The sequence below is a fragment of the Gluconacetobacter aggeris genome, assembly GCF_014174395.1.
Lineage (GTDB): Bacteria > Pseudomonadota > Alphaproteobacteria > Acetobacterales > Acetobacteraceae > Gluconacetobacter > Gluconacetobacter aggeris.
On record NZ_JABEQD010000007.1, the window covers coordinates 33,267 to 57,894 of the forward strand.

General features: G+C 65.2%; 20 protein-coding genes. 5 read left to right on the top strand and 15 right to left on the bottom strand.

Going from position 1 to position 24,628, the window contains the following annotated elements:
• Positions 1-10: 10 nt before the first annotated feature.
• The 7 genes from HLH36_RS11210 to HLH36_RS11235 all read right to left on the bottom strand — a co-directional run bounded on the left by HLH36_RS11210 (position 11) and on the right by HLH36_RS11235 (position 9,065).
• Positions 11-2,353, bottom strand: coding sequence for a TonB-dependent receptor family protein (locus HLH36_RS11210; protein ID WP_246376742.1), 2,343 nt, complete (start codon positions 2,351-2,353; stop codon positions 11-13).
• 79 nt (positions 2,354-2,432) lie between these two features.
• Positions 2,433-3,233 (bottom strand): ABC transporter ATP-binding protein, encoded by an 801-nt coding sequence (locus HLH36_RS11215; protein WP_408871883.1) that lies wholly within the window; start codon positions 3,231-3,233, stop codon positions 2,433-2,435.
• Positions 3,227-4,228, bottom strand: coding sequence for an ABC transporter permease (locus HLH36_RS19800; RefSeq protein WP_246376743.1), 1,002 nt, complete (start codon positions 4,226-4,228; stop codon positions 3,227-3,229). The genes HLH36_RS11215 and HLH36_RS19800 overlap by 7 nt, the downstream gene beginning before the upstream one ends.
• Positions 4,221-5,321 (bottom strand): ABC transporter substrate-binding protein, encoded by a 1,101-nt coding sequence (locus HLH36_RS11220; RefSeq protein WP_182986465.1) that lies wholly within the window; start codon positions 5,319-5,321, stop codon positions 4,221-4,223. The genes HLH36_RS19800 and HLH36_RS11220 overlap by 8 nt, the downstream gene beginning before the upstream one ends.
• A gap of 8 nt (positions 5,322-5,329) precedes the next feature.
• Positions 5,330-6,574: an SfnB family sulfur acquisition oxidoreductase gene (locus HLH36_RS11225; RefSeq protein WP_182986466.1), complete on the bottom strand. Its 1,245-nt coding sequence runs from the start codon at positions 6,572-6,574 to the stop codon at positions 5,330-5,332.
• Between the two features lie 36 nt (positions 6,575-6,610).
• Positions 6,611-7,816, bottom strand: coding sequence for an acyl-CoA dehydrogenase family protein (locus HLH36_RS11230; RefSeq protein ID WP_182986467.1), 1,206 nt, complete (start codon positions 7,814-7,816; stop codon positions 6,611-6,613).
• Between the two features lie 13 nt (positions 7,817-7,829).
• Positions 7,830-9,065 (bottom strand): acyl-CoA dehydrogenase family protein, encoded by a 1,236-nt coding sequence (locus HLH36_RS11235; protein WP_182986468.1) that lies wholly within the window; start codon positions 9,063-9,065, stop codon positions 7,830-7,832.
• A gap of 224 nt (positions 9,066-9,289) precedes the next feature.
• On the opposite strand from HLH36_RS11235, the gene add reads away from it, so the two are divergent.
• Positions 9,290-10,312: an adenosine deaminase gene (gene add, locus HLH36_RS11240; protein WP_182986469.1), complete on the top strand. Its 1,023-nt coding sequence runs from the start codon at positions 9,290-9,292 to the stop codon at positions 10,310-10,312.
• A gap of 10 nt (positions 10,313-10,322) precedes the next feature.
• The gene (locus HLH36_RS11245; protein WP_182986470.1) at positions 10,323-11,228 is read left to right on the top strand and encodes a delta(1)-pyrroline-2-carboxylate reductase family protein; all 906 of its coding nucleotides are present in this window, start codon (positions 10,323-10,325) and stop codon (positions 11,226-11,228) included.
• Positions 11,229-11,239: 11 nt separating this feature from the next.
• Here the strand turns inward: HLH36_RS11245 and HLH36_RS11250 are convergent, their stop codons facing one another.
• The 3 genes from HLH36_RS11250 to HLH36_RS11260 are packed head-to-tail and all read right to left on the bottom strand — an operon-like array spanning position 11,240 to position 13,933.
• Positions 11,240-12,649, bottom strand: coding sequence for a cryptochrome/photolyase family protein (locus HLH36_RS11250; RefSeq protein WP_182986471.1), 1,410 nt, complete (start codon positions 12,647-12,649; stop codon positions 11,240-11,242).
• 46 nt (positions 12,650-12,695) lie between these two features.
• The gene (locus tag HLH36_RS11255) at positions 12,696-12,905 is read right to left on the bottom strand and encodes a hypothetical protein (RefSeq protein WP_182967910.1); all 210 of its coding nucleotides are present in this window, start codon (positions 12,903-12,905) and stop codon (positions 12,696-12,698) included.
• Between the two features lie 47 nt (positions 12,906-12,952).
• Positions 12,953-13,933: an NAD(P)H-dependent flavin oxidoreductase gene (locus HLH36_RS11260; protein WP_182986472.1), complete on the bottom strand. Its 981-nt coding sequence runs from the start codon at positions 13,931-13,933 to the stop codon at positions 12,953-12,955.
• A gap of 248 nt (positions 13,934-14,181) precedes the next feature.
• Between HLH36_RS11260 and HLH36_RS11265 the strand changes: the two genes are divergently transcribed.
• Positions 14,182-14,964, top strand: coding sequence for a TetR/AcrR family transcriptional regulator (locus HLH36_RS11265; protein ID WP_246376746.1), 783 nt, complete (start codon positions 14,182-14,184; stop codon positions 14,962-14,964).
• Positions 14,965-15,007: 43 nt separating this feature from the next.
• On the opposite strand, the gene HLH36_RS11270 is transcribed toward HLH36_RS11265, so the two are convergent.
• From HLH36_RS11270 to HLH36_RS11290, 5 genes are all read right to left on the bottom strand, one after another.
• Positions 15,008-15,601 (bottom strand): chalcone isomerase family protein, encoded by a 594-nt coding sequence (locus HLH36_RS11270; RefSeq protein WP_182986473.1) that lies wholly within the window; start codon positions 15,599-15,601, stop codon positions 15,008-15,010.
• 120 nt (positions 15,602-15,721) lie between these two features.
• Positions 15,722-16,219: a PaaI family thioesterase gene (locus HLH36_RS11275; RefSeq protein WP_182986474.1), complete on the bottom strand. Its 498-nt coding sequence runs from the start codon at positions 16,217-16,219 to the stop codon at positions 15,722-15,724.
• Positions 16,220-16,301: 82 nt separating this feature from the next.
• Complete coding sequence (locus tag HLH36_RS11280; RefSeq protein WP_182986475.1) at positions 16,302-18,092, bottom strand: acyl-CoA dehydrogenase C-terminal domain-containing protein; 1,791 nt, start codon at positions 18,090-18,092, stop codon at positions 16,302-16,304.
• Positions 18,093-18,111: 19 nt separating this feature from the next.
• On the bottom strand, positions 18,112-20,463 hold the full coding sequence (locus HLH36_RS11285; RefSeq protein WP_182986476.1) for a 3-hydroxyacyl-CoA dehydrogenase/enoyl-CoA hydratase family protein: 2,352 nt from the start codon (positions 20,461-20,463) through the stop codon (positions 18,112-18,114).
• On the bottom strand, positions 20,463-21,602 hold the full coding sequence (locus HLH36_RS11290) for a thiolase family protein (RefSeq protein ID WP_182986477.1): 1,140 nt from the start codon (positions 21,600-21,602) through the stop codon (positions 20,463-20,465). The genes HLH36_RS11285 and HLH36_RS11290 overlap by 1 nt, the downstream gene beginning before the upstream one ends.
• Positions 21,603-22,211: 609 nt before the next feature.
• Here HLH36_RS11290 and HLH36_RS11295 point away from each other — a divergent pair.
• A complete protein-coding gene (locus HLH36_RS11295; RefSeq protein ID WP_182986478.1) occupies positions 22,212-23,843 on the top strand; it encodes an electron transfer flavoprotein-ubiquinone oxidoreductase in 1,632 nt (543 codons plus the stop codon).
• A gap of 34 nt (positions 23,844-23,877) precedes the next feature.
• A complete protein-coding gene (locus HLH36_RS11300) occupies positions 23,878-24,627 on the top strand; it encodes an electron transfer flavoprotein subunit beta/FixA family protein (protein ID WP_182967893.1) in 750 nt (249 codons plus the stop codon).
• The last annotated feature ends 1 nt before the right edge of the window (position 24,628 follow it).

A 24,628-nucleotide genomic window follows, 5' to 3' on the forward strand; every position in this document is an offset into this window, starting at 1 on the left:
CGAACCGGGTTCAATTGAAACTGACATCAACACCGGCAAAGATGCCGAAACCATCTCCGACCAACTCGGCAGCGGCATCTCCCTTCGTCGACGTGTAAACGGGAACCACACCCATCGCGTAATGCTTGTTGGCAAGGTTATGGAACTGAAGATAAACGCGGCGGCTCTTCTGCGGCCAGAGATAGCCGAGTGTATAGCTATAGATATGATACGGCGCCGTTCTCGCTCCATTATCGTAGGATGCGACGGTTGAAGACGCCGCCTCGACATCGAAGGTGGTATAGAAGCCGTTCTTGAAGTCCGCGTGCAGTTCACCCTGATAATAATGTTCCGGCACACCGGGCAGCCGATTATGCCCGAAGACCGGGTCATGATTGTAATGGAAATCCGACCACGTATAGGATTGCATGTAGGTAAAGGCGTTCCCGTTCCATTTGAACAACGTGCCATCTATTCCGGCTTCGACACCCTGATGGGTCGTGCGCGAGGCATTGGTGAAGACAGCGCTGTTATAGAGCTGCGAGACCGCCGTGACCGCCGAGAGAAGCTCGTTATGCACGGCCGAGTGGTAGTAGGAGACACTCCAGTGCTGGCCCTTGTATGTCCCGTCCGAGCCGACCTCGAAGGTCGTCGCGGTCTGCGGCTCCAGCTTCTGCCAGCCTTCGGTCTGCCCCTGCGCGAGACCGGAGGTGTAATGCGTGCCCGAAAGGAACTGCCAGTCCTGCGCGGACTGGACGCTGCGGCTCACATTGCCGTAGATACGGATGACCGGCGTAAGCTGGTAACGGAATCCGCCACGCGGTGCAAAATTCAGCGGCGCCGTGCTGAAATGATTCTGAACCGGATAGACCACCGACCCGGAACGAGGGTCGTAGCTCAGCCCGCCACCGGCCGTCAGCCAGAAATTCCTGAAGATTTCGGTATTATTGCTGACGTGGACCACCGTGCTGCTGCCACCCAGCTTCTGCTTGGTAAGGAGCGTGCCCACAGGCACGGTGGGATAGGCGGCCTGCCGGCGAACCAGGTTCATGAAGTTGCTTCCCGGCAGGTCACCTGTCGCGTAAACACCGGCGGTCGTCTCGGACTTATGGCCAAGTATCGTGTCGTTTCGATTATAGTTTATGACGCCGCTCAGATAAAAAATGTTGTAGATTGATGCGGTATTGCCAAGCTGGTGATCCATTGGCGCGTCGATATAGGTCGCCCCGATGACGACGCGGGAGGCATCGTCGATGCGGACGGTCGTCCGGTTGCCGAAATACTTCGTTCCAGGCTCGATCGTGTAGGTTCCCCAGGTGCTATAGGGATATTGGGCCTGTTTCGGATTCTCCCTGACCTGCGCGCGCGTCAGATAATAGGGATTGCCCTCGTAGGTCTGGCGGTAGCGGAAGAAGAAGCGCGTATCGACCGAATCGCTGAAACGGTAGCCGTAGTTGAAATTGATGCCGAACGAAGTCGCCTTCGTCTGGTCCTGGTAGCCGGCACGATATGAGTTCGTGACACTGATATAGTAATCCGATTTGCCGATGACCTTGCCGGAGGAAAGCTGCTCCTTCACATAGCCGAAGCTGCCCGCTTCGACGCGCGCCTGATAGGTCTTCGCGTCGTAGCCAGTGAAACTATGGAAGTTGATCAGGCCGCCGAGTTGCAGCGAGCCGCTGTCGAGCCCGTTACCACCACGCAGGACCTCCGTATACTGGATACCCAGCGGCTCCATGAGTTCGTTGAACGAGCCGATGGGCGTGGTCGCCGGCAAGTCGTCGAACAGAACGATGACGCCGGCACGCGTCGCATTCGCTCCAACCTGGAGGCCAGACCCGCGGATGGACAGGCGAAGATCGTCCGAGCCGGCCGGAGCCTGCGCGTACACACCTGGCTGGTAGCTCAGCAGATCGGCGGAAGTCGCGTTGCGCTGTTTCAGCACCATCGCGGAATCGATGATGTTGGTCCCACCGGGGATCGAGAGAAGCTGAGCGCCTGCCCGGCGGATCGGGGCCAGACGGGCAGCCGTCACATCCACCTTCTCCGCGTCCGACGCGCTGGCGCCACCCATATACATGCCGCCCATATCGTCATCCGCAGTGTTCGCGGCAGTCGCGGCCTTTCCCGAGGAAGCCCCGGCCACAGGCTTCTGTGTCACGGCCTTCGCCGGTGTCGCGTTCATCCCATGATGATGGCCGTTCGTCTGAACATTCGTCCGGGTCGCATCCGCCGACTGGGCGCGGGCAATATCAACGCTTTCAAACGACACCGAGCCCAGCAGCAGCGTCGCCAGCGATGTCGTCACCGCATGTCTCATGGTACCGTAACGGGTCCTGTCCTGATAAGGCATGATCTGTCCTGTTTGTAACATCTTTGTCCTGGTCTCTATTCTTCTGCCCTGAAGGACAACCGACATCGGCCCGCCCGTCGGGCACGGCGCAAAGCAATGCTCACCGCGCGAATTCCTCGCCATGCCCAAGGGCAATCAGGATGTCCCGCCGACGCGCAATGAAGGCCGGGTCGTCGCGAAAGCGCGGAAACGGCAATCCATTGTCGACCTCCCGGATGATCCGGGCCGGACGCGGCGAAAACACCAGAATCTTCGTGGCCAGCAGCAAGGCTTCCTCCACGTCATGCGTCACCAGGATGGTGGTGAAGGCATGACGCCGCGCCAGCGCCAGCAACTCCTCCTGCATCGTCATCCGCGTGAGCGAATCCAGCTTGCCGAAGGGCTCGTCGAGCAGCAGCACACGCGGGTGGTTCACCAGCGCCCGCGCAAACGCCGCGCGCTGCGCCATGCCGCCGGACAGTTCATGCGGATATGCCCCGGCAAAATCGGCCAGCCCGACCAGCCGCAGGGCCTGTGCCACACGATCCTCCCCACCCCCGATACCCCGCGCCTGCAACCCGTAGGCGACATTGGCCTCCACCGTTCGCCACGGCAGCAGCAGCGGGTCCTGGAACACCAGCAGCCGGCTGGGGTCCGGCCCGGCGACACGCACATGATCGACCCCGATCCGCCCGGCACGGGGCGCATCCAGCCCGGCGATCAGACGCAGCAGGGTCGACTTCCCGCACCCGCTCGGCCCCAGCAGGGCCACGGTCTCGCCGGCCGGAACATCGAAGCTGACATCGTCGAGAACCGGCAGCGGCCGCGCCGCGTCGCCAAAAGCGTGCGAGACCGCCCGCACCTGCACCGACGCGCCCACCGACACCCCAGCAACGATTTTTTCCGCGGCAGCCGTCACCACTGAACCGTCTCCCGGTTCCAGCGCAGCGCCTGGCGGCGCGCGGCAAACAGCGCCATCGTCAGGCCCGAGAACAGCACCGACATCACCGCCAGCGCGGCATAGAGATTGGCATAGGCCGCCCATCCCTGCGCCCATTGCAGATACCAGCCCAGCCCCGCCTTCGCCCCCAGCATCTCGGCCACGATCAGGACGATGAACGACGCCCCCAGCCCCATGAACAGGCCGACAAACACATGCGGCAGGCTCGCGGGAATCACGATGGTGCGGATCAGGAACCCGTCCGACGCACCCAGCGTGCGCCCGACATCGTACAGGCGGGAATCCACCAGCATCACCCCGGAGGCCGTCAGCACCGCGACAGGAAATGCCGTAGCCAGCGCGATCAGGAAGATGCTGGCGGCAGAAATCGTCGGGAACACGAACAGCGCGACCGGCAGCCAGGCAATCGGCGGCAACGGTCCCAGCAGCCGAATGACCGGATGCCCCCAATAACGCGCCTCCGGCGACCACCCCATCGCCAGCCCGGCCAGGAATCCCGACAACGCCCCCAGCCCGAAACCAGGAAACAGCAGCAACAGCGAACTGATAACGCTGTGCCCAAGACGCGCGGAATCAACGCGATAGACATCCAGCACCGCTTGCGGCGACGGAAAGAACGGCAGCGGCAGCCACCCGGTCTTGGCGGTCACGACCTCCCACACCGCCACCACCACGCCCAGCGCGGCAACACGCCGCCCGTGCCGGGCCAGCGGCGCATACCAGCCGGACGGCCCGATCAGCGCGAACAGGCCGGACAGGATCGCGACCGCCCCCTCCAGCTCGACCAGCGGCCGCGCCACGGGCGCACGCACGTGGTCGGGCAACAGGCCCGTAACGGCGGCGGCGACGGCCCACGCCAGCCCGCTGACAAGGCCCGGCCACCACAGGCGGAAGGCAGGCCGTACGGCAATCGGCAGGGCAGCACTGTCGGCCGCCTGTCCGGTCAGGTCAGACATGCGCCGCCTCCCCCTTTGTCACGTCATCGACAATGCCGCGCGCGAAGCCCTGCGGGTCGAGATCGGGGCTCATCACACCGATGGTCTTGAGCTGCGCCGCGTAGAACGCCACCTCCGCCGCAAGATCGTGGCCCAGCGGATGCATATGATGCGTCTGCATCCGCAGGACGGCGGCAATATCCTCGACCGGCGCCTTGACCGCACCATATTGCGCAAAGGCGCGCGCCACCTGCATCGGGTCGGCGGCGCAGATTTCCGACGCCTGCACCATGGCATCGACCAGCGCCAGCACGGCCGACCGGTCGCGCTGCAACAGCGTATTGCTCGCCGCCACCACGCAGCACACCCGCCCCTGCCAGGGCGCGGACAGGTTGGACAGGATCTCCACCAGATCCCCGCCCGACCGGCGCTGCGCGAGATACATCAGCGGATCGGAATCGGCGTAGGCCTGGATATCGCCTTTCAGCAACGCGGCTTCCAGAAGCGGCGCCGGATAGACACGCCACGCCACATCCCGCAGGGGGTCCACGCCGTTGCTCTTCAGCAGCAGGGCGAACGTATTGTACGCAAACCCGGTCGCGTCCGCGATACCGATGGTCTTGCCGCGCACGCTGGCGATATCGTCCGTCACCCCGGCGCGGCGCGAGCCGACCATGCGCATGCAGCCGCCATGCGTTCCCGCCACCAGCTTCAGGTCGAACCCCTGCTCCAGCGGCTTGATGAACTGCATGATCATGCCGGCTCCCAGATCGACCTTTCCGGTCGCCACCGCCTCCAGCAGGGTCGGCGTATCGGTCCAGTTCGTGAATTCGACCTTCAGCCCACGGTCGCGATACAGCCCGATCTGTTCGGCCAGGATCAGCGGCGCGACGCAGGGCGCATTCACCGGCAGCGACAGCCGCACGATGCGCAGCCCGTCCGCCGTGCGCGGCAGCGGTCGCGCGCCGGAATGCCGGGCCGCCAGCACCGTGCCGCCCGCCATGGCGGCCAGCGCGCCCAGCACGACGGCCCGCCGCCCCCAGCGCACGCCCGGTTCGGGCAGCGGCGGCTCGACGATATCGTCGACCGAACGATTATCCGATGGGTGGGACATGACGCGCCTCAGCTCCAGGGATGCAGCGGCGGCCTGCGGCCATTGAGGTAGTAATCGCCGACGATCGCGTATTTCCACCGCACCGGGTCATGCAGCGTGTGGGTCCGCGCATTGCGCCAGAGCCGGTCCAGCCCCAGCGAACGGTCGGTCGATGCCGCGCCCCCCAGTTCGAACAGCCGGTTCGTACTCTCGATGGCAATCTCGGTCGTCAGGATCTTGGATTCCGCGACCGCGATCTGCGCGGCAGCCACCGAATCCGGGGTCGGCTCATCCAGCGCCACGTCGATCGCCCGGCCTGCCACGTCCAGCAGCGCCCGGGCCGCACTCAGCCGGACATGCAGCCCCCCGAGCGCATGAATCGTGTAAGGGTCATCACGCGCCCGCTCGGCGCCACTATCCACCCAGGCACGGGTCCGCGTGCGGACAAAATTCTCGGTCTCCGCAATCGCGGCTTCCGCCAGTCCGGCATCGATCGCCGACTGAATGAATTGCGAAATCGCGCTGTCTGTCGTCGGGTTTTCAGGAAGATAAGCCTTCCACGCCGCGACGACCCGCCGTTCCGAAACCCGCACATTCTCGATCAGGACCTTGCCGCTGCCGGTACCGCGCTGACCGAACGACGCCCAGTCGTTGATGACGGTCAACCCCGGCGCCGCACGGTCGGCAATGGCCAGCCAGCTCCGCCCTTCCTCGTCCAATGCCACGATCTGCACCAGATCCGCCGCAAGCGCGCCGCTGGCATAATGCTTGACGCCATTGACGACCACATCGCGCCCATCGCGCACGAAACGGGTCTTCAGATCGCTGACTGTACGCGTGCCGGTTTCGGAAAACGCGTTGCCGAAACGCCTGCCGGCCAGAATTTCAGCGAACAGGTCCGCCTTCTGCTCTTCAGTCCCGGTGGACCGGATAACCGCCACCGTGGCCAGATGATTCTGCGTCAACTGGCCGATCGACGAATCCGCCGCCGAGATCAGCCGGATCACGTGCCCCACCGTCACATAGGATACATCGGCGCCGCCATAGGCGCGCGGCACGGTAACCCCCCACAGGCCCGAAGCGGAATAAAGGTCCAGTTCGGCGGAAGGAAACAAATCCCGGCGGTCCCGCTCCACGGCACCTTCCGCGATCCGCGCCGCGACATCGCGTGCAATCGCGATCGCTTCTTCATCGTCGCGGATCACATGCGCCGCAGGCCGGGCAGCCGGCGGCGGAACCACGCCGCCGGCACCGACAACAAGGGGAATGCTCATGGCTATTATCCGTATTCTGTCCCGTAAGCCGGGAAATCAGGAAGCCAGGACCCTCTGCCCGGCCTTGCGGCGAACCAGCTCTCCATGCGGCGCGTGAATCCGCCCGCACAACGCGTCCCGATGACATCGCTCCAGCGGATTGCGCGCGCTCAGCCCCGCATTGCCCGCCAGCGACAGCAGATGCAGCGTCAGGTCCGCCGCCCCGTCGATCACCCGTGCCTTGATGACGGCCGCGCCACGATCGGCCGCCTCGGCCCTGCCGGCGGCGACGTCTCCCGCATACAGGTCGAGAAGCATCCGGTTCTCGTCCAGCGCCAGCACCACCCTGCCAACCGCATCCTGGACCGAGGGCAGCGTCGCCAGCGGCTGGCCCAGGTTCGATGGCACGCGCCCGCGCAGAAAGTCCGCCGTCCAGTCCAGAGCGGCCCGCACGATCCCGTCATACAGCGCCCCCAGCAGGCCGGTATTCCACCGCATCATGCCACCCAGCACCGGATGCCTCGCATCGCTTTCGACCAGATCCGTGACATCTCCGGCGGGGACGGCCACGTCACGGAATTCGACCTCGTGGCTATGCGTCGCCCGCATGCCCACATGGTCCCAGTTCCGATGCACGATCACCCCGTCAGCCCGCGCCGGCACCAGGAACAGCCCGACGCGCGGCGTCGGCTCGTCGGTCCGGGCCCGCACCAGCAACCATGCCAGTGCCGGAATGCCCGTCACATAGGCCTTGCGCCCCGTGATCCGCCATCCGTCCGGCGTGGCGGTGGCCACCGTCTCGGGCAGGCCACCATAGGAGGCCGAGCCCAGATCGGGCTCCGCCAGCGCGGCATTGATCAGCCCCGGCAGCCGGACATTCTCCTCCTCCAGCCGGGCCGCCAGCGCCTCCGGCCACCCCGCCCGCGCCGCAATCGTCGCATGAACCATGTAATGATTGACGATCACCAGCGCGGTGGAGGCGTCTCCCTGCGCCAGACTGCCGATCACCGCCTGCGCCGTCGCCAGCGATCCGCCCAGCCCGCCCGCCTCCCCCCGGCTGGGCAGCGCCATCAGGCCGGAGGCAATGAAATCGGCGATATCGTCGAACGGAAAGCCGGCATCCCGATCATGCCCGGCCGCCCGGTCCGCAAAGAGGCCGCGCAGCGATGCCGCCCGCGCCAGGATCGCATCCGCGTTCGCACCACCCACCTGTTCCGCACTCTCACCCCTGGAGACGGCGCGGGACGTCGGAATCGAAATCATGAGGCTACCCGCGTCATGCCGGCACCCCGCCGGCCGCCGCATTCTGGCGCTTCAGCCCTTCGAGATAAGGCGTCCACAGCCGCGTCCCATTCAGCGCAAGGTCGCCCAACTCCCTCTGGCGCTGCGCCGCCGGATTGTGGGAGGCCAGGACGCGGGCATTGCGCCAGTGCCGGTCATAGCGCCGCGTCTCGCTGGTGGCGGACGCCCCTCCGACCTCGAACAGCAGCGTCGCCGCCTCGAGCGTCTGCCCGACGATGATCTGCTGCGCCTTGAACGCGATTTCCTGCGCGGTCTCGATCGCCGGATGGCCCGTCTCGCCCTTCTCCCAGAACGGCTCGGCCACCGCCAGCGCGTCGGATACCGTATCGACCAGGGCAGCGGTCGAGAACGCCAGCGCCGACAGCCGCCCGACCACGCTCTGGACCACCGGATCGTCCTTCTGGATCACCTTGCCGGGCACACCGAACAGGCGCGTCCGGGGCCGCACGAATTCCAGCGCGTCACGCAGCACCGCCTGCGCAATGCCGGCCAGCGCCGTATTATGAAATTGCTGGTAATAGGCCCCCAGATAATCCGGGGCGGGCAATTCCGTCAGCGGAGTCTGGTCCAGGATCTGGGCGGCGGGGACGACCACATTGTCGAAGATCGTGGTCCCGCTGCCCGTCAGGCGCTGCCCGAACCCGTCCCAATCATCGATCCGGGTCACGCCGGGGCAGTCGGCCCGCACGGCCGCATGGACACGCGCATTCTCATTGGCCGCCCACACCACGATCCAGTCGGCGTACAGCGTGCCGGTAGAGTAATATTTGGTGCCGTTCAGCACCCACCCCTGGGGCGTCTCGCGCAGGGTGGTCTTGATGACCGTCTCATCGTTCCGCTCGGCCATCGCCGCGCCGAACAGCGCGCCGTCATTGATCACGTCGAACCAGGGACGCGAGTCCGCACCCTTCTGGCGCCGCCCCTCGATAAAGGCGAAATGCGCCCGCACGATCTGCGGGATGTTGGAATCCGCCGCCGCCAGCCCGCGCAGCAGCGCAAAACTCTCCCGCAGCGAGGCCCCCAGCCCCCCGGCCTCCCTGGGAACGCGCAGCCGCCCGAAACCGGCATCCAGCAGGGCACGCACGGGCGCGCGCGCCAGTTCGCGGTGCTGCTCCCGCTCCACCGCCCCCGCCGCGATCTCGGCAAAAAGCGGCGCGTAGCGCGCCTCGAGCGATGGTTCGCGCGCACTCTCAAGGGACGACTGGGTCATGCCTCAATTCACCATTAAAAATAGTTATTATGCGCAGAGTAATTTACGAATCGATCGTTGTATAGTCGATTTTATTTTCACTATATATTATAGTGATAAACGACCGAAGCACGGCGATCGGTCCGCAATCGTCTCGTTCCGATATCCAAAAGAAAGACGTGCCGTCAGCCGCACGACAGGGCATCATCGGCCGCAATGGCCCCGTCCCGATGGAGTAAGACGCAATGACCGGCTCGATCGCCGCCTTTATCGACGCCCTGCCCAAGGCGGAACTGCATGTGCATCTGGAAGGCACGCTGGAGGCATCGCTCAAGATGGCGCTGGCCCACCGCAACGACCATCCGCTGAAGGACAGCAGCGCAGAGGCCATCCGCGCCGGCTACACCTATCACGACCTGCTGTCCTTCCTGAACCTCTATTACGAGGGCGTCGAACTTCTGCGGACGGAGCAGGATTTTTACGATCTGTGCCATCAGTATCTCAGGAAGGTCGCCTCCCAGAACGTCCTCTATGCCGAGATGTTCTTCGACCCGCAGCTTCACACACGGCGCGGCATTCCCTTCGCGACCGTCATCACCGGCATCACCCGCGCCCGCAAGGACGCCGAACGCGATTTCGGCATCCGTTCGCAGCTCATCATGTGCTTCGTGCGCGAAATGAGCGCGGAATCGGCCGACGAGACCTTTACCCAGGCCCTCCCCTATCTCGACGACATCATCGGCGTCGGGCTCGATTCCTACGAGACCGGCAATCCGCCCGCCAAGTTCGCCCATGTCTTCGCCCGCGCCCGCGCGGCCGGTCTGCATGTGACCATGCATTGCGACCTGGACCAGGAAAACACGCACGAGCATATCCGCCAGGCCCTCGACGACCTCGCCAGCGAACGGATCGACCACGGTCTGAACGTGCTGGACCGCCCCGAACTGGTCGCCCGCGCCCGCGCGCGGGACATCGTCTTCACCATCTGCCCGTCCCCCAACGACGTCATCCGCCCCGGATGCGGCCGGCGCGACCTGCGCGGCATGCTGGATGCCGGGCTGCGGATCACCATCAATTCCGACGATCCGGGATATATGAACAGCGCCTACATGACCGAATGCCTGCGCAGCGCGCAGCAAACGGCGGACCTGACACGGGCGGAACTGCTGGCCATCAGCCGCAACGCCTTCGATTCCGCCTGGATTCCCGACGCCGAACGCCGCCAGTATCTCGACGCGCTGGATCGCTTCGCAGCCCTCCAGGCCTGAAGGTCACGCCATGCACATCTTCTCGGCCGCGCAGACAGCCAGCCTCCTCCCCTTCCCCGAACTGGTCGACACCCTGCAGGACGTCCTGCAGGATTACGCCGCCGGACAGATTCAATGTCCGGAACGCATGGTCCTCGACACGGCAGATGCCGGTGGCCACCTGCTCTGCATGCCGTCCGTGGCCAGCGACATCATGGCGACCAAGCTGATCACGCTCTTTCACGGCAACCGCACGCTGCCCGTCATCCAGGGGCAGGTGACCTGCTGCGACGCACGCGACGGCGCATTCCTCTTCACCCTCGACGGGCCCGAAACCACGGGCCGCCGCACCGCCGCAATGTCGATGCTGGCCATCCGCCTGCTGCACCGCACGACGCCACGTCATGTCCTGATCATCGGCACCGGCACGCAGGCACGCGGCCACATCAATGCCCTGCGGGTCCTTCACCCCGAGGCAAGCATCCATGTTCGCGGCCGCAACCCGGCCGCGGTCGCCACCCTTTGCGCCACCCTCGACCCGACCGGCCACCATGTCCGCCCCGAGGCCCCCGGCGATGCCGAGGCCGTGGATGTCGTCATCACCACCACCAGCAGCCACGACATCATCTATGACGCAGCCCCTCGCGCCAGCCGCCTGGTCATCGGCGTCGGCGCCTACCGGCCCGAAATGATCGAAATCGGCCCGAACCTGGTCTTGAACAGCCAGCTCTTCGTCGACGATCCCATCGGCGCACCGTCCGAGGCCGGCGACCTGATCCAGGCCGGCGTGGACTGGCAGACCGTCCACCCTCTGGCCACGTCCATCCACACGCCCCCGCCGCCCGACATGCCGGTCCTCTTCAAGTCGGTCGGCTGCGCGGCGTGGGACCTGGCAGCCTGCCGCCTCGCCCGCCGCCTGGCAGAGAGCGTGGATTAAAAACCGGGCCTTTAGCCTTCCGCCTGGCCGCGCAACGCGCGCCAGGCGGCCAGGGCCCGCTCCCGCGCCGCCTCATGCACCACGATCGGCGCCGGATACCCCGCGACACCGCCCGCCAGCCACGGCGCATGGATCTGCGCATCGGACAGCCCCGCCAGTTCGGGCACCCAGGCACGGATATAGGCGCCGGACGGGTCGAATTTACGCGACTGGATCAGCGGATTCATCATCCGGAAGAAGGGCGCGGCCTCCACCCCGGTTCCGGCGACCCATTGCCAGTTCATCCCGTTGCTGGCCGGGTCGTAATCGACCAGCGTATGCGCAAACCAGCGCTCGCCCTCCCGCCAGTCGATCAGCAGATGCTTCACCAGGAACGAGGCCGCAACCATGCGCACGCGGTTATGCATCCAGCCGGTCCGCCATAACTGGCGCATGCCCGCATCGACCAGCGGGTAGCCGGTCCGCCCGCGCTGCCACGCACGCAACCCCTCCCGGTCGCGCCGCCACGCCATGGCGTCGAATTCCGGGCGCAGATTGCGCGAAAGCAGATCGGGACATGCAAACAGCACCGACCACGCAAAATCCCGCCACCCCAGTTCCGCCATGAATTTCGCCAGCCCGGCCGCATGCGGCCGCGCAACGACAGCCTGCCGGATCTGCGCGGGCGTGATATGCCCCCAGCACAGGAAGGGCGACAGGCCGGAGGTCGCCGGCCGCGCCGGGAAATCCCGATCCCGCGCGTAATCCTCCAGCAGACCGTCCAGAAACTGCTCCAGCGCCTCCTGCGCCGCAGCCTCGCCCGGCATCCAGGCCTCCTCCAGCCCCGCCGTCCAGCCGGTCGCCCGCATCTCGCGCCCAATGGCCCCCACCTCCACCGTCGGCGGCAGGCCAGCCGGGTCCGGCGTGGCAAACGCAATCCTCTCCGGCGCCGGCAAGGGCGGCCGCTCATGGCCCATCTGGCACGCCGCACGCCAATAGGCGCCAAAGACGTGATAGGGCTGCCCCATCCGGGTGCGGACCGTCCACGGCTCATGCAGCAACGCACCCGCAAAACTGTGGGCCGGGGTGCCCCGCTCCTTCAGCATCGCCTTCAGCCGCGTATCCGTCTCCCGTCCTTCGGGGTCGTAGCGCCGGTTCCAGAACACCGCCCGCGCCCCGGTCGCCGCAACCACCGCCGGCAGCACCCGGATCGCCGGCCCATGGAAGACATGCAGCCTCCCGCCAAGCGGCCGGAGCGCGGCATCGAACGATTCCAGCGCCCGGCCCAGCCACCAGCGCGCCGCAACCTGCCCGGCCGCATCGTCAAGGATATGGATGCACAGCACCGGCGCACCGGTTTCCAGCGCCGCCGTCAGCGCCGCATTATCCGCCAGACGAAAATCATGGCGAAACCAGACGACCACCGGAGCAGTCACGATCATCCGATCCTTTCAGGCAACCTCCACCCGTCAGGTCAGATACCAGCCCCTACAGCGCTTTCAAACCCGTATCGATCTTTTCCAGGACCTCGTCCGTCATCACGCCACCCGAAAATTTCGCCAGCGTCTTCAATGACAGGCCCTTGGCCATCCCGATCTGCGGATGTTTGGAGAAACCGGGCAGAACCGTCTCCACAGCCGCCTTGGCCCGCTCATCGGCAAGAATCTCACGAACGGTCGAATTGATGGAAAACGACATGCCAGACACCTTTCAGATCCTGTCGATCAGCCGGAAAACCCTACCCTTTAACCACCCGCACGCATATGGTTCCCCTTCAACGCACGATCTTCGTCCGCCAGCAGGGCGAGCGTATCCCGATATTCCCGCCGCAGCCGGGCAATCAGCGTCGCGGCCGGCACAACCGATTCGACCGCGCCAATCCCCTGCCCCGCCCCCCAGATATCCCGCCACGCCTTCGTCCCGCCGCCCGAGAATGTCGACACGTCCATGCGCGACGGATCGGACAAGGCGAGGGCATGCGGGTCAAGACCGGCCGCACGAATGCTGGGGGCCAGATAATTGCCATGCACACCGGTAAACAGGTTTGAATAGACGATGTCCTCAGCAGACGATTCCACGATCATCTGCTTGTAGCGCGGGTCGGCTGCCGCTTCCTCCGTCGCGATGAACGCCGAGCCGATATAGGCCAGGTCGGCCCCCAGCGCCCGCGCCGCGACAATCGCGCGGCCGTTCGCAATGGCACCGGACAGCGCGAGCGGCCCATCGAACCATGCTCTGATTTCCTGCACCAGCGCGAAGGGCGATTGCGTTCCCGCATGTCCCCCCGCTCCGGCGGCCACCGCGATCAACCCGTCCGCTCCGCGCAACACCGCCTTTCGCGCGAATTCATTGGTCGTCACATCATGCAGGACGATGCCGCCATACTCATGCACCGCATCATTGACCTCCGGCCGCGCACCAAGCGACGTAATGACAACCGGCACCTTGTACCTGACCACCAGAGCCAGATCCTCGTCCAGCCTGGCATTGCTGCGGTGAACAATCAGATTGACGGCAAACGGCGCATCCTTCCCGGTCAGGGACGATGTCAGGCAGTGCAGCCATTCTTCCAGAACCGGCGCCGGACGCGCATTCAGCGCGGGAAACGATCCCACCACCCCGGCACGGCAACAGGCCAGGACCAGTTCGACGGTCGAGACAAGAAACATCGGCGCGACGATGGCCGGCAACGCCAGCCTGCCCTGAAACGCCATCGGCATGGACATGCCCCCTCTCTCCCCAATCACGGCTTCCGTCCGGCAATCGCACCCAAAATTTCTAACATTTGTTAGCCCTTGTCTACTCCGGGCGCCAGTCCGCGTCGAGCCGCAAACGCGGTCCCTTCCATCACGGATGGTTGAGGGCACAAAATCTTACGATGCCAATAGAAAATGACAAATCCCCCAACAAATCCTGTAGTCTTTCAAATGCCGGACCGACGGCCGAAACAATCCCGTTCTGGAATCGACCGAGAATGACGATATCCCGCACGCCGCCGAACAGAAGAACCCGGGCGCCCGCCGGACGCTCCGTCCTCTCCGCCATGCGCGCGCTCCAGGACAGCCCGAATGGCGAGGAATCGGGCACGCAGGCCGAACGCCGGCAGGAAATCCTCGAGGTCGCCGCACAGCTTTTCGCCGAACGCGGCTACAAGGCCACCTCGATCCGCCAGATCGCGGATGCGGTCGGCATGATGGCCGGATCGCTTTACTACCATATCCAGTCGAAGGAATCCCTTTTCGTCGAGATCCATAACCGCGCGCTCGACGCCGCGGCCAGCCGGATCTTCTCGGCCATCGCGCCCCATACCGCGCCCTGGGCCCGGCTCGAGGCCGCCTGCGCCGAATTGCTGGATATCCAGCTCAGCCTGTCATCCATCACGCTCCCGCTGATGAACAGCATCATCTCCGCGCCACCCGATGTGCGCAGCGCGCTGATCAAGAAACGCGATGAATTCGAAACGATCTTTCGCAACATCATCGACGACCTGCCTCTGCCGGCCGCGATCGATCGCGACATCTACCGGATAGTGCTTCTGCGCGTCCTCAACACCGCCAGCGACTGGTACCGCAGCGGCCGCATGTCCCACGAGCAGATCGCCCACCAGATCTTCGCAATTTTCCGGCACCAGGCCGAAACGGAAGCCGCCCCCGCATCGATCGGGCCACGCAACCGTCCGACAGGACGCATGTCGAAGCCGGGACGCGGCTCCGCTGCCCCGGCCTCTTCCAATATGCTCGACAAATCACCGGCCTGAAAAAATCCTGGCCTCCGAACAGGGAGGCCAGAAAGCCGGCCGCTCAGTTCGCCGTACCCAGCAGCCCCTCACGAAACCCGTCGGTCGGCGCCGCCGCGCTCAACAGCGACTGCACAAGCCCCACCCCGAATGACGGGTCGGCGATCGACGCCACCACCACCCCATTACGCTGCATGCTGACCCCCTCATCCGTCACGAGGATAAGCTGCGCCTCCCCCCGCTTCGCGGCAGCCAGATGGCCGGTAAAAGCGGCATAGGAGGCCTCGTTCCGTGCACTGCACGCATAAAGCTTGCAGTAGCGGGCATGGATCGAATCATATTCGTCCTTCACCCGCTCCAGCGACGCATCATGAAGGAATTCGGTATAGATAACCTTCGGATTCGGTCCTTCGGCAATCGCCTTGCCATCATGGGCCGGCGAGACGAGGTAGAGTCCGGTCGCATATCCGTCCACCAGATGATAGAAGACACGCACTCCCACGCCATTGAGCTTCAGGGACGTATTGCCGATCTTCAGATCATCGGGAAAGACGGCCCCTCCGACCCTGGTGTCCGCATGACCGGCGGACGATGTCCCCACCAGCCCGGCCGCCAGGGCCAGGCCGATACGGAGTGACGACCTGCGCAATCCAGACATAAGGCATTCCTCCAGAGCATGACGGGTACCGCCGCATGCGATATCCCGGTTTGGCATTGACGGCTGAACAATCTGACACACAAAAACGCCCGATACAGGCCACCCGCCGGCGCAACCCGGTCAGCTCCGCAGGAAATCGCGCAGCAACTTTCCGGTATCGAACGGCAATTCGGGATCGGGCGCGAGCCGTTTATAGACACCACTGGCCCGCCCGATCGGCTTGCCCTCCACCCGCGCCAGCCCCTGGACGAAGACCGTATTCCGCGTAATCCGCAGCACGTCGGCACTGAACGCCACCCAATCGCCCGGCATGCCCGGCGCCAGGAAATCGACACCCAGCGACATCGTGGGCAGGATCGGCACCTGCAGATCATTCTCGAACAATGTCGCCATGGCCATATACCCGTCGAAGACGGTGGCGATCATCCCGCCATGGCAGACCCCCGCGTGATTGCAGTGACGAGGCTCCACGGTAAAGCCGGCCAGCAACCGCCCGTCCGATTCCGCCACGTCAAACCCACCGATCGCCGCGTCGAAACCGGTTCCACTGAGCAGGGGCAGCGGACGAAATCCCGCGGGCCGCGCCCCCGCCGGCGAAATGTCAGACAGATGGACCATCACATCGTTCCCCAGAAAGCAGGCAACCCCGTACCGGACACCGCCCTGCTCCGCCATCCGGCGAAGCAGGACGGCATGCGCGTCAGAAGGCGTCGTCGGCCAGCGCCATCATCGACGCCTTGCCCGCCTTGATCTTCAGATAAAGCGACGCCGATTCCGGAAGAACACGATCGTAGAAGAAACGGGCGGAGGCAATCTTCCCGCTGTAGAATGCCTGATCCGGCCCGGCGGCGAAGGATTTCGGCACGGCCACCGCCACCGTCCGCGCCCAGAGATAGGCCAGCGAGACCAGCCCGATCAGGCGCAGATAATCCGTCGCGGCCGCCCCGGCCTCCTCCGGGTCCTTCATCCCGCGCTCGGCAACCTGCCCGGTCGCGAGCTGCAACGCGCCGAACGCACGCTCCAGCCCGGCGACCATCTCGCCCAGCAGCGGATTCTCCTTGTTCTCGGCAATAAACGCCGCGATGGGGTGAAAGAGCCCGCGCAGATTGCGCCCCATATGCGGCGGCAGCTTGCGCCCCACCAGGTCGAGCGCCTGAATCCCGTTCGTTCCTTCATAGATCATCGCAATCCGCGAATCCCGCACCAGTTGCTCGACCTCGTGATCGGCGATATAGCCGTGACCGCCATAGGTCTGCACCGCCAGATTGGCCGATTCGAACCCCAGGTCGGTGAACAGCGCCTTCACCACCGGCGTCATCAGCGCCACGAAATCCTCGGCATCGCGGCGCTGGCGTTCATCGGCCCCATGCTCGGCCACATCCAGGGTCATCGCCACCCACGCCCCCAGCGCCCGGCAGCCCTCGGCATTGACGCGCATGGTCATGAGCATGCGCCGCACGTCGGGATGCACGACGATCGGGTCGGCCGGCAACGCCGGATATTTCGCCCCCGCCAGCGACCGCCCCTGCAGCCGCTCCTTCGCATAGGCCACGGCGCTCTGGTACGAGACCTCGGCAATCCCCAGCCCCTGGATGCCCACGCCCAGCCGCTCGGCATTCATCATGGCGAACATCGCCTGCATCCCCTTGTGCGGGGCGCCGACCAGCCAGCCCTTCGCGTCATCGAAGGCCAATTGGCAGGTTGCCGAGGCCTTGATGCCCATCTTGTGCTCGATGCCCGTGCACAGCACGCCATTGCGCTCGCCCGGCGTCCCGTCCTCGCGCGGCAGGTATTTCGGCACCAGGAACAGGCTGATCCCCTTGATCCCGGCCGGGGCATCCGCCAGCCGCGCCAGCACCAGATGGATGATGTTCTCGGACAGGTCATGCTCCCCGGCCGAGATAAAGATCTTCGCCCCGCTGACCCGGTACGTCCCATCCTCCTGCGGCACCGCCTTCGTGCGCAGCAGCCCCAGATCCGTGCCGCAATGCGCCTCGGTCAGGCACATGCTCCCCGACCATTCGCCGCTGATCATCTTCGGCAGATACTGCGCCTTCAGCTCTTCCGAGCCATATTTGCGCAGCGCCACCATCGCGCCACCGGTCAGGCCCGGATACAGGCCGAACGACAGGTTGGTCGCGCAGATCATCTCCGAGAGCATCATGCCGATGGTCTCGGGCAGCCCCTGCCCGCCGAATTCCGGCGGCGCCGACAGCGCCGACCAGCCCCCCTCGCAGAACTGCCGATAAGCTTCCCGGAACCCTTTGGGCGTGGTGACGACCCCATTCTCCAGCCGGCATCCCTCCCGGTCGCCCGACACGTTCAGCGGCAGCAGCACTTCGGAGGTGAATTTCCCCCCCTCTTCCAGCACCGTCTCCGCCAGATCGGCATCGACTTCGGAAAACGCCGCGAGCGTCGTGAGCCGCGAGAAATCATGCAGCTCGGTCAGCACGAACTTCATGTCGCGCAGGGGCGGTGTATAGGTTTGCATCTTTCTGTCTCCCCTTGCGTCAGTTTCTGAGGGGCTTGCCGGTTTCGAGCATGTGCTCGATCCGGTCCAATGTCGGAATGCTCTGGATCAGTTCGAGGAACGCCGTACGCTCCAGTTCCAGCATGTCCTCCTCCGTCACATTCTCCGTACTGTCATGCGTGCCGCCGGTCAGGATAAAAGCCAGCTTCCCCGCCACCGTCACGTCGTGGGGCGTCGCGATGCCCTGCCGCGCCATGCCCTCCACCGCCATGTCGAGCGCAAGCTTCCCGCCCGCCCCCGCAAGATGGAATTCCGGCTTCGGCGGCGGCCGGTATCCCTCGACCAGCGACAGCGCCAGCACCTTCGCGTCGGCCAGCAGCCGGTCGCGATTCATGGTAATGCCGTCGCGGTCCCGCAGGATATGCATCCGCCGCGCCTCGGCGGCCGATTTCGAGACCCGCGCCGTGGCAATCATCTCGAACACCTCGCGCGCCGGCGGCATCGGCCCCCCGGCCGTGTGCGGATCGGCCCGCAGCCGGTCCAGCATCTCGCCGCACCCGCCCCAGCCCGGGACCAGCCCCACCCCGCATTCGACCAGCCCGATATAGCTCTCCGCATGCGCCTGCACGGCATCGGCATGCAGCACGATCTCGCACCCGCCGCCCAGCGCCATGCCGGCCGGAGCCGCCACAACCGGGAACGGCGCATATTTCAGCGCCTTGTAGACCGCCTGCCCGCGCACGACGAGCTTCCTGATCTCCCCCCACGCCGCCATGTTCGCCGCAAAGGCCGCCAGGCCCAGATTGGCCCCGGCCGAAAAATGCGCGGCATCCGAATAGAGCACCAGCGCCTTGAAATGCTCCCCGACATGGGCGATCGATTTTTCCAGGATCGCCATCACGCTCTCATCGAACGTGTTCATCTTCGTCGTGATCTCGAAGCACGCCACCCCGTCGCCGATATCCCACAGCGCGCCCGACCGGCTCGACAGCACCGGCTTGCCACCCTTGCGGAAATCCTCCAGCAGGATGACCCCTTCAGCGCGCGCCACCGGATGCCAGCCACCATCCACGCCGAAGGCCCGGGTCACGCCGTCCCGATCCTGATAGAACCGCCCATCCCCGACCGCCTCGACCAGCGCCGGCACCGCGATCCCTTCCTGACGCAGCAACGCAGCCAGCTTCGCGGCCCCGATCTGGTCGATCAGCGCGAACGGTCCCTTCTTCCAGTTGAATCCCAGCTCCATCGCCTTGTCGACACCGACGATATCGTCCGAGATCTCGGGCACCAGCGACGCCGCATAGGCCAGCGTCTCGCCCATCACCTTGCGCGCATAGGCCCCGAACCGGTCATTGGCGGCCAGCAGCCCCGCCGCATCCCCCGCACCCGGCGGCAACGCAAACCGTTCGGAGACCGCATAGGCACCCGTGGCCAGATCGATCGATTCCTTGACCTTACCGCCACCCGCCTTGTTGATGCGGTAGAAGCCACCCTTGCCCTTGCGGCCGGTATAGCCCCCCTCGATCATCTTCCCGATCAGCGGCAGATCGTCGGCAAAGGCATGGTACCGGTCCCCGGCCGCCAGCAGCGACTTCATGCTGGCCGAGATATGCGGCATCAGATCGATGCCCACCAGGTCCAGCAATCCGAACACACCGGTCTTGGGAATGCCGAACGGCCGGCCGATGATCGTATCGACCTGCTCCACCGTCAGCCCATGGTCCACCGCCACCCGCGCCGCCGCCTGCATCCAGAACGTGCCGATGCGGTTGGCGATGAAGCCCGCCGTATCCTTGGCCCGCACGACACTCTTGCCCAGCCACCGGTCGCAGAAATCCGTCACCGCATCGACATGCGCCGGATCGGTCACCGGCCCGGTCACGATTTCCAGCAGCCGCATGTAGCGCGGCGGGTTGAAGAAATGGGTAATCAGGAAATCGCGCGTGAAACGCGCCGGCAACCCCTCCACCAGCCGCGCCAGCGGAATGGTCGAAGTATTCGACGAAATCGGCGTACCGGGCCGATGGACAGCGTCAAGCCGGCGATAGAGCGCCTGCTTGAGGTCCAGCCGCTCGATGATCACCTCCACCACCCAGTCGCATTCCGCGACCCGGGCCAGATCGTCATCGATATTGCCGGTCGTGATCAGCTTCGCCGCCGCCGGGTCCATGAAGGGCGCCGGATCGGTCTTCAGCGCCCTGGCGATCGCGTCATTGGCCAGCGCGTTCGGGTCCGCCCCGTCCGCCTTGCGATCCAGCAGCAGCACCGGCACCCCGGCATTGGCGATCTGGGCGGCAATCCCCGCCCCCATCACCCCCGAGCCGATCACGCAGACGCGCGAGAAGGCCGGCCGTGCGCCGTCCGTCCCGCCAGATGGGATATGCTGGGTCATCAGATGCGCTCCAACACCGTGGCAATGCCCTGCCCACCGCCGATGCATTGCGTCGCCAGCGCGTACCGCGCGCCCTCGCGCCCCAGAAGCTGCGCCGCCTTGCCGACGATGCGCGCGCCGGTGGCGCCCAGCGGGTGGCCCAGCGCGATCGCGCCGCCATCGATGTTCAGCGTCTCGTCACGCACCCCCAGTTCGCGCACGCAGGCGATCGACTGCGCGGCAAAGGCCTCGTTCAATTCCACGACCCCCACATCCCCGATCGCAATCCCCGCACGCTCCAGCGCCTTGCGCGACGAGAGGATCGGGCCCAGCCCCATCACCTCGGGCGCGCAGCCGGAAATGGCGATCGAGCGGATGCGCGCCAGCTTCGGCAGCCCCTTGCGGTCGGCATACGCCTCCGAACAGACCAGCACGGATGCCGCCCCGTCGGTCAACGGCGAGGACGTGCCCGCCGTCACCGTGCCGTGGGCCGCGTCGAAGGCCGGCTTCAATCCCGCCAGCCCCTCCGCATTGGTGTCCGGACGCGGGCAGCCATCGACCGAGACCACACCGTCACGGGTCTGAATCGGCACGATCTCCGCCTCCAGCCGGCCCGCCGCGACGGCATCGCGGGTACGCGCCTGGCTGCGCAGCGCGAACGCCTCCTGCTCCGCGCGCCCGATCTCGTATGTCCGCGCGACATTCTCGGCCGTGATGCCCATGTCCATGTACGCACCCGGGCGCTTCTTGTAGAGCGCCGGATTGGGCAGCGGATTGAACCCACCCATCGGAATGCGCGTCATGCTCTCCACACCCGCGCAGATAAAGGCCTCCCCGGCCCCCATGCGGATCGCCCCGGCCGCCATATGGACCGACTGCATCGAAGAGCCGCAGAAACGGTTGACCGTCACCCCACCCACAGAAAGCGGCAGGTCGCTCAGCAGCGCCACGATCCGGCCGAGATTGAAACCCTGCTCTCCTTCCGGAAACGCGCAGCCAAGGATCAGGTCCTCGATCTCCTCGGGCGCAACCCCCGTGCGCTCCACCAGGGCCCGCACGACTTGGGCCGCGATATCATCGGGGCGCGTCCTGACGAACTGCCCCTTGCGCGCGAGCTGAAACGGCGATCGCGCATATCCTGCGATGACAACGGAATTCATGAATGGCGCTCCTGGCAATGCCCTCGCCCATTATGTCTAACGTTTGTTTGGAACGAAGGCGCGCGTTGTGCCCCCCTTTGATAATTGAATGGCGGCCTCCCGGCAAAGACGCTTTGTCGTGATGACACGGTTCATTGATGGAACCCGCCACCGTCCGAAGAAGGAAAACCCGCGCGATCCTGCACAGATTCGTCATTTATATCAATATATTATCATAAGAATCCGCCTTTTACGCCTCACGCCGCATTCCTCAAAAATTCATACGAACGATCGTTAGATTTTTTCGTCCCTCCCCGGAATCGCGGGGAAAGACCGCCGCCGGCACCCGCCGGATATCCACGCCACACTCCCGCATCGGCACCAGGCCAGGCGCCGATCTCAAACATGTGACGGAGAGAGAAAAAACAGATAATTTCTTTTCTTATCATTATTCTATGCAATTTCTCTGTATGCCCCGCCCCCTCTTCCACCATCCACGGGCTCTCACTCCCTACCTATCGACTGTTCGATAAAAACGCGGCGCGATATAGACTTCCCCTGTCGAACGGTACCACGCCCACCAGATGCCGCGTCCGCACCGCCCGGTACCCGAACACTGGAGACCTCTATATGAGCCAACGGGACATCATGGAGTTCGACGTCGTGATCGTCGGCGGCGGTCCGGCCGGGCTGGCAGCCGCCATCCGGCTGAAGCAGCTCATGCCCGACGAATCCGTCTGCCTGATCGAAAAAGGCAGCGAAATCGGCGCGCATATCGTCTCCGGTGCGGTCATCGAGCCCCGGGCACTCGACGAATTGCTGCCCGACTGGCGCAACCGCGATGCCCCGCTCGACACGCCGGTCACGCGTGAGGAGATGTATCTCCTGACCGAACGCAAGGCATTCCGCATCCCCGCCCTGCCATGGGTCATGCCGCATCTGGCCAATCACGGCAATTTCGTCGTCAGTCTGGGCGATGTCTGCCGCTGGCTGGCCACACAGGCCGAGGCGATGGGGGTGGAAATCTATCCCGGCTTCGCCGGCGCGGACGTGCTGATCGAGAACGGTCGCGTCGCCGGCATCCTCACCGGCGACATGGGCATCACCCGCGACGGCACGAAAGGCCCGAATTTCGCGCCAGGCATGGAACTGCGCGGCAAATACACCCTGTTCGCCGAAGGCTGCCGCGGCTCCCTGACCAAGCGCGTCATGGCGCATTTCAATCTGCGCCAGGGCGTCGATCCGCAGACCTACGGCCTGGGAATCAAGGAAGTCTGGGAAATCCCTGCCGAACTGCATGAACCCGGCCTGGTACTGCACAGTTTCGGCTGGCCGCTGGACGACCGGACCTATGGCGGCGCCTGGCTCTACCATTTCGGCCGAAACCTCGTCTCCTACGGCTTCGTCACCGGGCTCGACTACGCCAATCCCTGGCTCTCCCCCTATGACGAAATGCAGCGCACCAAGCTCCACCCGGTCTATCACAAATATTTCGAAGGCGGCCGCCGCCTGATCTACGGCGCCCGTGCGCTGTCCGAAGGCGGGCTGCAATCCCTCCCCCGCCTCACCTTCCCCGGCGGCGCCCTGATCGGCGACGCGGCAGGCTTCCTCAACACGCCCAAGATCAAGGGCACCCACACGGCCATGAAATCCGGCATGCTCGCCGCAGAGGCCATAGCGGCGGCCCATGCGGCAGACGCGCCGGAACCCGATACCTTCACCGACCGGCTGCAGGTATCGTGGCTGCATCAGGAACTGTCGGCCGCCCGCAACATCCGCCCCGCCTTCGCGCGATGGGGCACGCTGCGCGGCGCGCTCTATGCCGGCATCGACGCCGCCATCCTGCGCGGCCGCGCGCCCTGGACGCTCCACTTCCACCATGCGGACCACGAGACCCTCCGCCCCGCCGCATCCTGCCCGCCGCCCGCCTATCCCAGGCCCGACGGCACGATCACCTTCGACAAGCTCTCCTCGGTCTTCCTGTCCAACACGAACCATGTGGAGGACCAGCCGACCCATCTTCGCCTGCGCGACCCGGCCCTGTGGAAACCACTCAACTGGGACACGTACCGCGCGCCCGAAATCCGCTACTGCCCGGCCGCCGTCTATGAAGTCGCCGATGCCGAAACCGCGCCCCGGCTCGTGATCAACGCGCAGAACTGCGTCCACTGCAAAACCTGCGACATCAAGGACCCGCCCCAGAATATCGACTGGTACACGCCCGAAGGCGGCGGCGGCCCCAACTATCCGGGCGGCATGTAATCCGCCCCCAACCCTTCATTTCTCCTGAGGAACCATGAAAATCCTTGTCCCCATCAAACGCGTCGTCGATTACAACGTAAAGGTCCGCGTCAGGCGCGATGGCGGCGGCGTCGAGACCGCCGGCGTCAAGATGTCGATGAACCCGTTCGACGAAATCGCGGTCGAGGAAGCCCTGCGCCTGCGCGAGAAGGGCGTCGCGAGCGAAATCCTGACCGTCTCCATCGGCGTCCCCCAGGCAGCCGACACGCTGCGCACCGCCCTGGCCATGGGCGCCGACCGCGCCATCCTCGTCCAGTCCGAGGAAAGCCCCGAACCGCTCGCCGTCGCCAAGATCCTGAAAATCCTCGTCGATCGCGAAAAGCCCGACCTCGTCATCCTCGGCAAGCAGGCCATCGACGACGACATGAACGCCACCGGCCAGATGCTCGCCGGCCTGCTGGACTGGCCACAGGCTACCTTCGCCAGCCGGGTCGAAAAGACGGCGGACGGGCTCGCCGTCACGCGCGAAGTCGATGGCGGCTCGGAAACCCTGGCCCTGGCCCTGCCCGCCATCGTCACCGCCGACCTGCGCCTGAACGAGCCGCGCTACGCCGCGCTGCCCAACATCATGAAGGCCAGGAAGAAGCCGCTGGAGACCATCGCGGCCACCGATCTCGGCATCGACCTGACGCGCCGCCTCGCCATCCTCTCGATGGCCGAGCCCCCGGCCCGCAAGGCAGGCATCAAGGTGGGCAGCGTGGCCGAACTGGTCGAAAAACTCCGCAACGAAGCCAAGGTGATCTGAC

Bases quoted from the DNA above. Each gene is read 5' to 3' on its own strand.
- HLH36_RS11255 (WP_182967910.1), bottom strand. From the start codon at position 12,905: ATGTCGTTTTCCATCAATTCGACCGTTCGTGAGATTCTTGCCGATGAG.
- HLH36_RS11225 (WP_182986466.1), bottom strand. From the start codon at position 6,574: ATGAGCATTCCCCTTGTTGTCGGTGCCGGCGGCGTGGTTCCGCCGCCG.
- HLH36_RS11260 (WP_182986472.1), bottom strand. From the start codon at position 13,933: ATGTCCATGCCGATGGCGTTTCAGGGCAGGCTGGCGTTGCCGGCCATC.
- HLH36_RS19800 (WP_246376743.1), bottom strand. From the start codon at position 4,228: ATGTCTGACCTGACCGGACAGGCGGCCGACAGTGCTGCCCTGCCGATT.
- HLH36_RS11275 (WP_182986474.1), bottom strand. From the start codon at position 16,219: ATGGTCCATCTGTCTGACATTTCGCCGGCGGGGGCGCGGCCCGCGGGA.
- HLH36_RS11270 (WP_182986473.1), bottom strand. From the start codon at position 15,601: ATGTCTGGATTGCGCAGGTCGTCACTCCGTATCGGCCTGGCCCTGGCG.
- HLH36_RS11280 (WP_182986475.1), bottom strand. From the start codon at position 18,092: ATGCAAACCTATACACCGCCCCTGCGCGACATGAAGTTCGTGCTGACC.
- HLH36_RS11220 (WP_182986465.1), bottom strand. From the start codon at position 5,321: ATGTCCCACCCATCGGATAATCGTTCGGTCGACGATATCGTCGAGCCG.
- HLH36_RS11300 (WP_182967893.1), top strand. From the start codon at position 23,878: ATGAAAATCCTTGTCCCCATCAAACGCGTCGTCGATTACAACGTAAAG.
- HLH36_RS11230 (WP_182986467.1), bottom strand. From the start codon at position 7,816: ATGATTTCGATTCCGACGTCCCGCGCCGTCTCCAGGGGTGAGAGTGCG.
- HLH36_RS11245 (WP_182986470.1), top strand. From the start codon at position 10,323: ATGCACATCTTCTCGGCCGCGCAGACAGCCAGCCTCCTCCCCTTCCCC.
- add (WP_182986469.1), top strand. From the start codon at position 9,290: ATGACCGGCTCGATCGCCGCCTTTATCGACGCCCTGCCCAAGGCGGAA.
- HLH36_RS11265 (WP_246376746.1), top strand. From the start codon at position 14,182: ATGACGATATCCCGCACGCCGCCGAACAGAAGAACCCGGGCGCCCGCC.
- HLH36_RS11210 (WP_246376742.1), bottom strand. From the start codon at position 2,353: ATGTTACAAACAGGACAGATCATGCCTTATCAGGACAGGACCCGTTAC.
- HLH36_RS11235 (WP_182986468.1), bottom strand. From the start codon at position 9,065: ATGACCCAGTCGTCCCTTGAGAGTGCGCGCGAACCATCGCTCGAGGCG.
- HLH36_RS11295 (WP_182986478.1), top strand. From the start codon at position 22,212: ATGAGCCAACGGGACATCATGGAGTTCGACGTCGTGATCGTCGGCGGC.
- HLH36_RS11290 (WP_182986477.1), bottom strand. From the start codon at position 21,602: ATGAATTCCGTTGTCATCGCAGGATATGCGCGATCGCCGTTTCAGCTC.
- HLH36_RS11250 (WP_182986471.1), bottom strand. From the start codon at position 12,649: ATGATCGTGACTGCTCCGGTGGTCGTCTGGTTTCGCCATGATTTTCGT.
- HLH36_RS11285 (WP_182986476.1), bottom strand. From the start codon at position 20,463: ATGACCCAGCATATCCCATCTGGCGGGACGGACGGCGCACGGCCGGCC.